Annotated in this window: 11 protein-coding genes; 8 read left to right on the top strand and 3 right to left on the bottom strand. The window is 55.4% G+C overall.

From position 1 onward, the window contains the following. Positions 1 to 100 precede the first annotated feature (100 nt). Complete coding sequence (locus MWU55_RS01060; protein WP_246933849.1) at positions 101 to 835, top strand: cell cycle transcriptional regulator TrcR; 735 nt, start codon at positions 101 to 103, stop codon at positions 833 to 835. 128 nt (positions 836 to 963) lie between these two features. Further along, positions 964 to 3,165: an ATP-binding protein gene (locus tag MWU55_RS01065; protein WP_246933850.1), complete on the top strand. Its 2,202-nt coding sequence runs from the start codon at positions 964 to 966 to the stop codon at positions 3,163 to 3,165. On the opposite strand, the gene yaaA is transcribed toward MWU55_RS01065, so the two are convergent. The 3 genes from yaaA to MWU55_RS01080 form a co-directional block, all read right to left on the bottom strand. Beyond that, complete coding sequence (gene yaaA / locus MWU55_RS01070; protein WP_246933851.1) at positions 3,166 to 3,927, bottom strand: peroxide stress protein YaaA; 762 nt, start codon at positions 3,925 to 3,927, stop codon at positions 3,166 to 3,168. A gap of 1 nt (position 3,928) precedes the next feature. After that, entirely contained in the window at positions 3,929 to 5,971 is a 2,043-nt protein-coding gene (gene recQ, locus MWU55_RS01075) for a DNA helicase RecQ (RefSeq protein ID WP_246933852.1), read from the bottom strand. 61 nt (positions 5,972 to 6,032) lie between these two features. Beyond that, positions 6,033 to 6,320, bottom strand: a complete 288-nt coding sequence (locus MWU55_RS01080; protein ID WP_246933853.1) for a YggT family protein — start codon at positions 6,318 to 6,320, stop codon at positions 6,033 to 6,035. Between the two features lie 127 nt (positions 6,321 to 6,447). Between MWU55_RS01080 and MWU55_RS01085 the strand changes: the two genes are divergently transcribed. From MWU55_RS01085 to arfB, 6 genes are all read left to right on the top strand, one after another. Beyond that, positions 6,448 to 6,978, top strand: coding sequence for a thioesterase family protein (locus MWU55_RS01085; RefSeq protein ID WP_246933854.1), 531 nt, complete (start codon positions 6,448 to 6,450; stop codon positions 6,976 to 6,978). A 56-nt stretch (positions 6,979 to 7,034) separates the two neighbouring features. Then, entirely contained in the window at positions 7,035 to 8,399 is a 1,365-nt protein-coding gene (locus MWU55_RS01090) for an MFS transporter (RefSeq protein WP_246933855.1), read from the top strand. 60 nt (positions 8,400 to 8,459) lie between these two features. Beyond that, on the top strand, positions 8,460 to 9,296 hold the full coding sequence (mepA, locus tag MWU55_RS01095; RefSeq protein ID WP_246934467.1) for a penicillin-insensitive murein endopeptidase: 837 nt from the start codon (positions 8,460 to 8,462) through the stop codon (positions 9,294 to 9,296). Next, on the top strand, positions 9,269 to 10,207 hold the full coding sequence (locus MWU55_RS01100; RefSeq protein ID WP_246933856.1) for an esterase-like activity of phytase family protein: 939 nt from the start codon (positions 9,269 to 9,271) through the stop codon (positions 10,205 to 10,207). Before mepA ends, MWU55_RS01100 begins: the two co-directional genes overlap by 28 nt. Positions 10,208 to 10,323: 116 nt before the next feature. Next, entirely contained in the window at positions 10,324 to 10,944 is a 621-nt protein-coding gene (locus MWU55_RS01105) for a queuosine precursor transporter (RefSeq protein WP_246933857.1), read from the top strand. 279 nt (positions 10,945 to 11,223) lie between these two features. Continuing rightward, positions 11,224 to 11,643, top strand: coding sequence for an alternative ribosome rescue aminoacyl-tRNA hydrolase ArfB (gene arfB / locus MWU55_RS01110; protein WP_246933858.1), 420 nt, complete (start codon positions 11,224 to 11,226; stop codon positions 11,641 to 11,643). Positions 11,644 to 11,645 lie beyond the last annotated feature (2 nt).

An 11,645-nucleotide genomic window follows, 5' to 3' on the forward strand; every position in this document is an offset into this window, starting at 1 on the left:
CCCGACAACGGAAACCCGTCTGGAAGGCCCAAAGGCACCAGACAGCCCAGCCAGGGCGCGGGAGAGTTGTATCCGGGCCGATATTGTAAGGAGTGTTCAGATGAGCAAACTGATCATGGCAAAAGCCACCGCCGTCTGGCTGGTGGATAACACAACAATTAGCTTCAAGCAGATTGCCGATTTCTGTGGCCTGCATGAGCTGGAAGTCCAAGGCATCGCCGATGGTGATGTGGCAACTGGCGTGAAAGGCTTTGATCCGGTCGCCAACAACCAGCTTGATGCGGACGAGATCGAGAAAGCTGAAAACAATCCGCTTCATAAGTTGAAGCAGAAAGTCTATGCCGCCGCTGTCGGCGAAGAAAAACGCCGCGGCCCGCGCTACACTCCTCTGTCGAAACGTCAGGATCGCCCGAATTCGATCCTTTGGTTGGTGAAGTTCCACCCGGAACTGGCCGACGCTCAGATTGCCAAGCTGGTCGGCACAACCAAGCCAACCATTCAGTCGATCCGCGAGCGCACACACTGGAACATTCAGAACATGGAGCCGATCGATCCGGTAGCCTTGGGTCTTTGTAAGCAGAGCGAGCTAGACCAAGCGGTTCAAAAAGCCGCGGCTAAGCAAGCCAAAGAAGGCGGCGTGATGTCGGATGACGAGCGTCGCAAGCTGGTTTCGACTGAGCAGAGCCTTGCAATGGATACTGAACCGAAGATCCCAAGCGCGATTGAAGGGCTTGAAACCTTCACTCTGTCGGATACGCCTGAAGAAAAAGAAGAAGAGCTTCCGGATGCGGATAGCCTCTTTAACTTGCCGGACAGCAAAGACGACGAAGACTAATACGAAAAACCCCGGCCACGCGCCGGGGTTTTTACTTTCTGCTTCAAGTTTTCCCGTTCCCGTTAAGTTCCTGTTCACCGTAATGCCCGATGCTGAATTTGACAGTTTTGGAATCCGGAGAACCGGGAATGAAAATCGAAGATATCCTTTCACAGGAACGTCGTGCCAGAATGGCCGCTGAGCGTCTGCTCGCGCAAAAACAGGCCGAGCTTTCGGATGCAAACCGAATGCTGTCTCAACATGCATTGTCACTGTCGGACGAGATTACTGAGACCCGCGAAGTTGTCAAAGAAATCAAAGGGGAGAACTCCCAAGTCCGTGCAGATCTTGAAAAAGCAAACAAGGAAGTCGTAATCGCGAAACGGCGACTTTGGGATTCACTGGAAACCATCGAAGACGGATTTGCTGTTTTTGACCAGACTGATCGCATGATTGCTGCCAACAGCGCTTATCTGAAACCCTTCGACGGGCTAGGCTGTGTGGCCCCAGGCATCCAGTATGTCGACATATTAAACATTGTGATTGAAGAAGGCATTGTTGACATCGGTGACCTGCGTCCACTGGCGTGGCGCGACACGATGCTTGACCGCTGGTACGCACCCAGACGTGACCCTTTGAACCTGCGTCTTTGGGACGGCACACACATCCAGCTGGTAGACCGCCGGTCGCGTGATGGGGATATGGTTTGCCTTGGTTTAAACATAACGGAAACCGTCACCTATCAAACCGAGCTGAAGGAAGCCCGCATTCGCGCTGAGGCGGCGAACCGTGCCAAGTCAGCATTCCTTGCCAATATGAGTCACGAAATTCGCACTCCCATGAACGGTGTCGTGTCTATGGCTGAGCTGATGGCAGAAGGGGATCTAGACGAAGAACAACGCCTGTATGTAGATACCATCCGCAAATCGGGTGAAGCCCTTTTAACGATCATTAACGACGTGCTGGATTACTCCAAGATCGAAGCAGCGAAACTCACGCTTCATCCTGAGCCGTTTGATCTGGAAAAGACGATTTTGGATGTCATCACCATTTTGCAGCCAACCGTGCAAGAGAAAGGCATTCAACTATCAATCGACTTCGATCTGTTTATGCCGTCGGGCTTCATGGGCGACCCGATACGTCTAAGACAGATTTTAACCAACCTTATTGGCAATGCCGTGAAGTTCACATCGGAAGGCCATGTTCTGGTGCGCGCCATCGGCATACCCGGCGTGAAGAATGAGGATTATCGCGTCCTTATCTCGGTTGAAGACAGTGGCATCGGCATTCCCAAACAGATGCAGGCTCATATCTTTGGGGAATTCAATCAGGTCGAAGATGAACAAAACCGGCGCTACGAAGGCACAGGCCTTGGTCTGTCCATTGCCCGCCAGCTGGTCGAGCTGATGGACGGCGAGATTTGGTTGGAAAGTAAAGAAGGTGTTGGGTCCTGTTTTGGATTCAACATTGCGCTGCCCGCTCTGGAACAGGTGGTCGAACCCGCGCTTCCCGACAATCCCGGCAAAGCCATTTTGGCTCTGTCGGACGGGCTGAACAAAAGCATTCTTGAAAGGCGGTTGAAAGCCCTGGGGTTTGTCGTTGAGACCACAACAGGAACAGCAGAGCTTTTGAAGAAATGTGCAGATGCGAAAGTGGTGTTTGTGGACGAAGCACTTTGCGCAATTGGGTCTCCAGATGAAGACCCGTTACGGGCGCTTAGATCCGCTCATCCGGACATTGAACTGATCCTGCTCACGCCTCCTCAGAAACGCGAAGCTGATTGTAGCTGTGTCGCCATTGCGTCCCATATCCTTCACACACCTGTTTTGCGAAATATCCTTTTTGAAACGCTCAGCAGCCTTAATTCTTATGCACAAACAACGGAAGATATGGAAGCTGACGCACACCCGCCCCAATTTGAAGAGCCCCTCACCCCAAATCAAAACCGTTTGATGCGTATCTTGGCTGCCGAAGACAATAAAACAAACAGGCTCGTGTTCTCGAAACTGGTCAAATCTCTGAACATTGATCTGCGTTTCGCCAACAACGGATTGGAAGCGGTTGAGGCATTTCTGGACTTCAAGCCCGACCTGATCTTCATGGATATCTCCATGCCCGAGGTCGATGGAAAGGAAGCCACGCGCCGCATTCGACTTCTTGAGCAGGATCAGGGCCTTCCCCGCACCCGCATTGTTGCCCTGACCGCGCACGCGATGCCCGGAGATGCCGAGGAAATCCTATCACATGGACTTGATAAGCATCTAACCAAACCGCTGCGAAAATCTGCGATTTTTGAAGAAATCCTAAGAAATTGCCCCCAAGAGGCCATATCCCCACAAGACGAAGTATAGTTACCCTTCGTCGCGCAAAAAGACCGGTTGATCGGGCGTGCTTGTGTCGGGCTGATACTGGTACCCACCCACATCGAAATCTTTCAAAGCGTCAGGGTCACGCAGTCGGTTTTGCATGACATACCGCGCCAAAGATCCGCGCGCTTTCTTGGCAAAAAAGCTGACCACTTTAGCTGTGCCATTCTTCATCTCTAAGAATTGTGGCGTAATGACGCGAAGCTTCAACTTGTCCTTCTGCACTGCCGAGAAGTATTCGACCGACGCGCAGTTCACCAACACCTCGCTTTGAGTTTGATCGGCAGTTTCATTCAAAGCATCGGCAATGCGAGGCCCCCAGAACTCATACAGGTTCTTGCCACGTGGATTCGTGATACGTGTCCCCATCTCAAGCCGATGAGGCGCGATCTGATCGCAGGGGCGCAGCAACCCGTAAAGACCAGACAGCAAACAAAGGTGATCATCCGCATATCGCAGCGCATCTTCATCCATGCTGGCCGCATCCAATCCCGCATAGGTGTCACCAGCGAACATCTCAATCGCGGGCTTCTCACCCTGCCCACTTCCGAACACGGCAAACCTCTCGGCGTTCAGTGCCCCAAGCTTGGGTGAAATATGCATGAGTTTCTCAAGCCCTTCCGCCCCAACCGCACGTGCTGTATCCGCAAGAATTCCAGCCTGATCCAAAAATCTTGGACGTGTCCCCGCACCATTTACTGCAGGCTTTTCATCCAACCGCTTGGCCGGTGATACCACAACCAACATGTCATTCCCCTTCGCTGAAAATCTCAAAAAAGGCCGGGCCAAATCGTTCGGCCTTGGCGTCATTCATACCCGAAATCCTGCTAAGATCCCCTAGGCTCACCGGTTTTCGTTCCGCAATTTTCCGCAAAGTGCCCGGCGCGATGGTCAAGTACTTACCGGTGCCGTCCTCACCACGCAAAAGCGCGGTCGCTGCATCCTGCAAACGATCGAATAAAGTACCCGCTATGCGTCCTGCCAGCTTGCGGCGCGCAGGGTGCATGTGTTCAACCTCACCCGAGACAACCTCGAGAAATGCAGCACCATAGCTTTCCAGTTTCTTCGCGCCGATCCCGCCGATCCGCGCCATATCATCCAATGTGGCGGGGCGCGTTTCCGCCATCTCGATCAGCGTCTTGTCGGTGAAGACCACATAGGCCGGCACCCTTGCCGCTTCGGCCAAGGCGCGGCGTTTGGCTTTTAGGGCGGACAAAAGCGGCGCGTCTTCTTCTGACACCAACATCTTCGCTGCAGGCCTGCGTGCCGCTTTCAGAGTATCGCGTCGCAACGTAACCTGCGCTTCGCCACGCAAAACCGGATGAGCTTTTTCTGTGATCCTAAGCGCGCCATGCCGTTCCGGGTCCGGCCGAACCAAATCGAGCCCCAGCATCTGTCGAAAAATTGCCTGCCAGAGGCGTTTGTCGTGGTCCTTCCCCACACCAAAGGTCGGCAATCCATCATGCCCACGTTCACGCACCCGGTCTGTCATCGTGCCCCGCAGAATGTCGATCACATGCCCCGAACCAAAGCTTTCATCTGTGCGCAAAATCGCTGAGAGGGCCTTCATGACATCGACAGTTCCGTCGAACAAATCAGGCGGGGTGGTGCAAAGATCGCAATTTCCGCAGGGTTCCGCCTCTTCCCCAAAATAAGCCAGAAGCTGTTGGCGGCGGCAGCCGTGCGCCTCAGCCAGACCGAGCAAAGCATTCAGCCGCCCGTGATCCGCCGACCGTCGTTCGGCAGGGGCCAGACCTTCGTCAATCTGAGTGCGCCTGAACCGGATGTCGTCCGCCCCGAACAGCGTCAGCGTTTCAGCCGGGGCTCCGTCACGCCCAGCGCGGCCAATTTCTTGGTAATAAGCCTCAATCGATTTGGGTAGATCGGAATGCGCGACCCAACGAATGTCCGGTTTGTCTACGCCCATGCCAAATGCCACTGTTGCCACAACAATCAAACCGTCTTCTTGCTGAAACTGGCGTTCGACTTCTCGCCGATCCTCGGCCTCCATGCCCCCATGGTAATGCACCGCCATATGGCCCGCATCGCACAGCGCCTTCGCCAATGTCTCGGTCCGTGCGCGGGTTCCAGAATAGACAATTCCCGACTGCCCTTTTCGTGCGGCCGCGAAGGAAAGAATTTGCTGGCGCGGGCTGTTTTTGGCGGTGAACGCCAAATGGATATTCGGGCGGTCAAATCCCTGTAAAAAAGTCTGCGGTGGTGTGCCATCAAACAGCTTTTCGATGATCTCGGTGCGGGTTTCTTCATCTGCGGTCGCCGTGAACGCCGCCAAAGGCACATCCAGCGCGCGCCGCAATTCTCCGATCCGCAGGTAATCGGGGCGGAAATCGTGGCCCCATTGGCTGACACAATGCGCTTCGTCCACGGCAATCAGGCTGGTGCCGATCCGGCGCAGCAGGTTTAGCGTACCACCCGAGGCCAACCGCTCTGGCGCCATATAGAGCAACTTCAGCTCCTGCCGCTCGATCGCTTCAAAAACCGCATCGGTTTCTTCTTGCGTATTGCCCGAGGTCAACGCCCCTGCCGACACACCCGCCGCCTGAAGGCCGCGTACCTGATCACGCATCAACGCAATCAACGGGGATATCACTACCGTCACGCCGTCGCGCACCAGCGCAGGAAGTTGAAAGCAAAGGGATTTTCCGCCACCCGTCGGCATGATCGCAAGGGTGTTTTGACCGGCACAAACGGCCTGCACGATCTCGGCCTGACCGGGCCGAAACTCATCGAAACCAAAAACGGTTTTCAGTAGATCAAGATCGCGGGGCATGGATGTGCTGCTCGGTGTTTTGACAGCACATTCCCATGCCAGCGCGTAGGCGGCAAGGGCGTTAGTAGAAAGTCGCCGCGTTATTGATCAGGATAATTCGAATTGCATAAATCACGATCAACGCGATCAGCGGGGCAAGATCCAATCCACCCATGTTCGGCAAGAAAGACCGGATACGCGAATATGCGGGCTCTAGCAAACGATTTAGACCGTACCAAATCTGGGCCACGACGGGCTGGCGCAGGTTCAGAACCTGGAAATTGATCAGCCACGACATAACAATATGCGCGATTATGATGAACCATACGATATCTATGATCAGCATCAGGATTTGAATCAGGGATTGCATGTCGGCTCCTTGAATTTGGGTCTTTTTCATCTAGGCCGCCCATGCCCCGAGGGCAAGGGTTACGCACGGTATGGATTGACCTTCCACAAAAGTCGCGGCAGGTCGGACACATTCCATAGGAGCGCATATGTACCCCTTCATCCGCATGATCAAAGAGATGGCGAAATACGCCAAAGCCGAGCCTCTGCCCGTCGATGGTGTCCATGTCAGCCACCATCGTTGCTGGCCTTGGGACATCGACTTGTGGCGCGAGCTGAACAATGGGCGGACCCTGACACTGTACGATCTGGGCCGGATACCGTTGGCGGGCCGCACGGGGCTAAGTCGCGCGTTGATCAAGAACCGTTGGGGTCTGACCATGGCCGGGGCAAGCGTACGTTATCGCATGCGCATCCGCACTTTTGCCCGGTTCGAAATGCGCAGCCGCTTGGTCGGATGGGACGAAAAATTTGTATATGTCGAACAAACCATGTGGCTTGGAGACAAGTGCGCCAACCAGATTGTCTATAGGTCGGCTGTGACGGATCGAAACGGCATCGTGCCCACAGACAGAGTGGTCGAGGCTGTCGGTCATACCGGCCCAGCGCCCAGAATGCCCGCATGGGTTCAGGCGTGGATTGATGCTGACGCTACGCGACCTTGGCCACCTGAGCAGTAACTTCTCTTGCCCGAACGCTTGTTTCCCTGTTTGATCGAAAAAAACAGGGGGCAGAAATGGCAGAGATCTCGGCACGTAAGCGTATTTGGGGATGGTATTGGTTCGATTGGGCCAGCCAGCCCTATCACACATTGCTTCTAACCTTTGTCTTTGGCCCGTTCTTTGCCGCAGTGGGTGCCGAGCATTTCATGTCACAGGGCTTGGCCGAAGAGGCCGCCGATGCCAAAGCGCAAAGCATGTGGTCTTGGGGGTTGGCGCTTGCTGGCCTTATCGTGGGGTTTGGCGCGCCCATCATGGGTGCCTTGGCTGATACCGCAGGGCGCGTGCGTCCATGGGTTGCCTTTTTTGCACTGCTTTATGTCGTCGGCGCTGGATCTTTGTGGTGGACGCAGCCTGATGGGTCGAACCTATGGGCAATGATTTTCATGTTCGCGCTGGGCTTCATTGGGGCTGAGTTCGCTCTGGTCTTTACCAACTCACAACTGCCCAGTCTGGCGGACAAAGATGAGGTGGGCGAGATCTCTGGCTCAGGATTTGCATTCGGATATGTCGGTGGACTGATTGCCTTGGCCATCATGTTGGTTCTGTTCATGGAACAGCCGAACGGAAAAACACTGGTTGGGTTGGAGCCCGGATTGGGGCTTCTGGATGCCGAGGCGCGTGAGGGCACCCGCATCGTTGGGCCTTTCGTGGCGCTCTGGTTCGCCATTTTCATGATCCCTTATGCACTTTGGGTTAAGGACGTGCCTAAACCGGGCATGAAACACAGCCTGTCCGGCGCGTTCTCAATCCTTGGGCGCACGATCAAAGGCTTGCGGCACAAGCGCAGTCTGGCCTCATATTTGGGCAGTTCGATGTTCTATCGCGATGCTCTAAATGGGCTTTATGGCTTTGGTGGCGTATACGCGAGCCTTGTTCTGAACTGGTCGATTGTCCTGATCGGCATATTCGGGATCATCGCCGGGATTGCGGCGGCGCTCTTTAGTTGGCTGGGGGGACGTATCGACGGGAAACACGGTCCAAAACCTGTGATCATTGGCGCAATTCTGGTGTTGATTGCTGTCTGCGTTTTAATCGTCAACATGACGCGCGAGGCTGTCTTTGGCATTGCATTGCCGCCAGGTTCAAGCATCCCAGACGCTATCTTCTTCGGTTGCGGCATTCTGATTGGCGGCATGGGCGGCACGCTTCAATCCGCCAGCAGGTCGATGATGGTGCGCCACGCAGACCCGAATGCGCCCACCGAAAGCTTTGGGCTTTACGGACTATCGGGACGTGCGACCGCCTTCATGGCCCCTGCCCTGATCGCGTGGTTCACCACGGTGACGGGCAGTGCGCGACTCGGCGTGTCCCCGCTTATCGGGCTCTTTTTGCTGGGACTTATTCTTCTGATCTGGGTTAAACCTGATGGTGAACAGTAAAAGGTCACTTCGAACATGATAGCATTCAAACAGTGGGTCGTCGGAATCACAACTGGTGTGATGATGCTTGGGGCGAGCGCTCCAGTTGTTGTCGCACAACAGCCCGCGAAAGAACTGTTTGGAGCTGCCCGTAAAGGCACAGCAACCCGCTCTGCGTCGTTTGGGTCATATGCCAAGGGCTGTTTGGCGGGCGCCGAGAAGCTTCCGGAAACCGGGCCGACATGGCAGGCGATGCGCTTATCGCGCAACCGCAACTGGGGCCATCCCGAGCTGATTGACTTTGTGAAGAAGCTTTCGCGCAAAGCCGCCGCCCAACCGGGATGGAAAGGTCTTTACGTCGGTGACCTAAGCCAGCCACGCGGCGGACCGATGCTGACCGGGCACCGTTCGCACCAAATTGGGCTGGATGCTGACATCTGGATGCTACCGCCCAAACGACTAAATCTGTCCGCATCCGAACGCGAGGGGATTTCATCCATCTCAACCCGGCGTTCAAAGGGCGCTTATGTGAACAAAAACTGGACGCGTGCGCATCACGAGATCATCAAGGCGGCAGCGAAAGACAAGCGCGTGGCGCGTATCTTCGTCTTCCCCGGCGCAAAGGTGCAGATGTGTAAGGATGCGAAAGGTGATCGGCGTTGGCTGCGGAAAATTCGCCCTTGGTGGGGCCACCATTATCATTTCCATGTACGCCTTGCCTGTCCAAAGGGTGTGAAGGGCTGTGCAAATCAATCACCGCCCCCAGCTGGTGACGGCTGCAAAGACGCGGAGAAATGGGTCCAGGATATCTTGCACCCCAAACCCGCCCCGAAACCGTCTAAGCCCCGCAAACCCCGCGGCCCCCTGACACTCAAGGATCTACCAAGCCAATGCGGACCCGTTTTGTCATCGCGGTAGCGGCGCTTGCCGCACTTCTGACACTTGATCTTGGTGCGCAACCTGTATCGGATGCGCAGCTGGTGTCGGCCTATCGCTGGCACGGCAAAGGCGAGAATTTCGGCGGATTCTCGGGCCTTGAGATCAGTGAAGACGGCAAAGACTTCATTGTCATCACCGATCGCGGTTATGTCGCCAAAGGTAGCTTTGAACGCGAGGACGAGGTGATCTCGGGCCTGAACACCGTGCAACTTGGTCCACTGAAATCTCCCAAGGGTGCCCCGTTCCCACGTCTGCGCAGCGACAGCGAGGGGTTGGCATCGAACATGGATGGCGCGTTTTTTGTCAGCTTTGAAGCCAAACACCGCGTCATGCGTTTTGAAGGCGGTAAGAACAAAGGTCGCGCGTTGAAAAAGCACCCCGACTTTAAGGGACTACAAAACAACTCCTCGCTCGAGGCACTGGCCATCGATGACACAGGAACGCTTTATACCATTCCCGAACGCACTGGCGTTGAGGGCTCACCTTTCCCTGTTTATCGGCTGCCTGCAGGCAGCAAGACCTGGGAAAAGCCATTCTCGATCCCGCGTTTCGCGCCCTATTTGCCCGTTGGCGCAGATATTGGGCCAGATGGAAAGTTCTACCTATTGGAACGCCACCTCAGCGGTGTTCTGGGCTTCACCAATCGGGTTCGCAGGTTTGACATTGGACCAGATGGTTTCACAAACGAAGTTGAATTGCTGCGCACGCCGGTCGGTTTGCACGACAATCTGGAAGGGTTGGCCGTCTGGAAAGATGACGGTGACAACATCCGCCTAACCATGGTGTCGGATGACAATTTCAAGTTCTTCCAAGTCACTGAGTTCGTCGAATATGTTGTGATGACCCACGCTGAAGATCAAAGCAAAGCGCAGGTGGAACCCGCGAACTGAGGCTGCGATCCCGTTGCAAACAAGGCTTGATCTGCCCGCTTAGGCCAGTTATGAGCACTCCGTCCCTGACAATCAGGGGCCAAGTCTCCGCAACCTTGCAAAAACGGACCAACACTATGACCCGTCTTCTTCCTGGCGTAATCGCCATGGCCGCCATCGTCGTGGCTTCAAACATTCTGGTGCAGTTCTTGTTCGGCCAATGGCTGACTTGGGGCGCCTTCACCTACCCGCTCGCCTTCCTTGTTACCGATGTGATGAACCGCGTTTACGGCGCTTCCGCCGCGCGCAAAGTAGTCTTTGCTGGCTTCGTGACCGGCGTGATCTGCAGCTTTATCGGCACACAGATCATGGGCGAGTTCGGCCCGCTGGTAACCCTGCGCATCGCGCTTGGCTCGGGCATCGCTTTCCTGACAGCACAGCTTCTTGACGTTGCGATCTTTGATCGTCTGCGCGAAGGGCGTTGGTGGCGTGCACCTGTCGTCTCGACCCTGATCGGCAGTTCGATCGACACCGCGATCTTCTTCACCATCGCTTTCTCGGGTGCACTGATCTTCCTTGAACCTGCCAACGACGTCAGCTGGGCGGGCGAAGTTTTGCCCCTTCTTGGCACAGGTCCGATGGCCCCGCTTTGGGTGTCTTTGGCTGTGGCCGACTGGATGGTGAAACTGGCTCTGGCGCTGCTTGCATTGGTGCCTTTCCGCATTCTCGTCACGAAACTTTCACCAAATCCTGCGTGAAAAGTTTTGACAAACGCAAAATATGTGGCACGCTCCTAGATATAGAAACAGCGAGAAAGGAGGTGTCCATGTCAAGAGATACAACGGAGCGAGGTGCTGGGACAGTCTAGGTCGCGACCTTCCGGGGCAGCCCCCGGGCGGAAGTGCAGGCCGAATTGACCCAAGTCTAACCGGCCCCACCTCCTTAACTCTCGAAAGGGTCGTCCCAATGGGGCGGCCCTTTTCATTTGCTTGCACCCCCCCTTCCAATTTGGATCCAAAACGGAATAGTGTGCACCCATGATCCGCGTGACCGACGATATCATCCTGCAAGACTGGGAGCTGAGTGAAAGCTTTTCGCGCTCGTCCGGTCCCGGAGGGCAGAACGTCAACAAGGTCTCAACGGCCGTTGAACTGAGGTTCGAAGCCGCTCGATCGCCCCATTTGACACAAGCCGTGAAGACGCGCCTGAAGCGCATCGCGGGCCGCAAATGGGCTCAGGATGGTGCCATCACTATCCGGGTCGAGGACACACGCAGCCAAGCCCGCAACCGCGAGATCGCGGCCGACCGGCTGGCAGAAATGATCCGCAAAGCGCTGGTCACACCCAAACGGCGCATTCCAACCAAACCCACCAAAGGCTCGCAACGTCGACGCATGGATACCAAGACCAAACGCGGCCAAGTCAAAGCCCTGCGCGGCCGCGTGAATGAGGATTAGAC

The organism is Aliiroseovarius sp. F20344, assembly GCF_023016155.1.
GTDB lineage: Bacteria > Pseudomonadota > Alphaproteobacteria > Rhodobacterales > Rhodobacteraceae > Aliiroseovarius.

Excerpts from the sequence above, each read along its gene's own strand:
- mepA (WP_246934467.1), top strand. The coding sequence starts at position 8,460 with ATGATGCTTGGGGCGAGCGCTCCAGTTGTTGTCGCACAACAGCCCGCG.
- MWU55_RS01065 (WP_246933850.1), top strand. The coding sequence starts at position 964 with ATGAAAATCGAAGATATCCTTTCACAGGAACGTCGTGCCAGAATGGCC.
- recQ (WP_246933852.1), bottom strand. The coding sequence starts at position 5,971 with ATGCCCCGCGATCTTGATCTACTGAAAACCGTTTTTGGTTTCGATGAG.
- arfB (WP_246933858.1), top strand. The coding sequence starts at position 11,224 with ATGATCCGCGTGACCGACGATATCATCCTGCAAGACTGGGAGCTGAGT.
- yaaA (WP_246933851.1), bottom strand. The coding sequence starts at position 3,927 with ATGTTGGTTGTGGTATCACCGGCCAAGCGGTTGGATGAAAAGCCTGCA.
- MWU55_RS01100 (WP_246933856.1), top strand. The coding sequence starts at position 9,269 with ATGCGGACCCGTTTTGTCATCGCGGTAGCGGCGCTTGCCGCACTTCTG.
- MWU55_RS01090 (WP_246933855.1), top strand. The coding sequence starts at position 7,035 with ATGGCAGAGATCTCGGCACGTAAGCGTATTTGGGGATGGTATTGGTTC.
- MWU55_RS01080 (WP_246933853.1), bottom strand. The coding sequence starts at position 6,320 with ATGCAATCCCTGATTCAAATCCTGATGCTGATCATAGATATCGTATGG.
- MWU55_RS01060 (WP_246933849.1), top strand. The coding sequence starts at position 101 with ATGAGCAAACTGATCATGGCAAAAGCCACCGCCGTCTGGCTGGTGGAT.
- MWU55_RS01085 (WP_246933854.1), top strand. The coding sequence starts at position 6,448 with ATGTACCCCTTCATCCGCATGATCAAAGAGATGGCGAAATACGCCAAA.
- MWU55_RS01105 (WP_246933857.1), top strand. The coding sequence starts at position 10,324 with ATGACCCGTCTTCTTCCTGGCGTAATCGCCATGGCCGCCATCGTCGTG.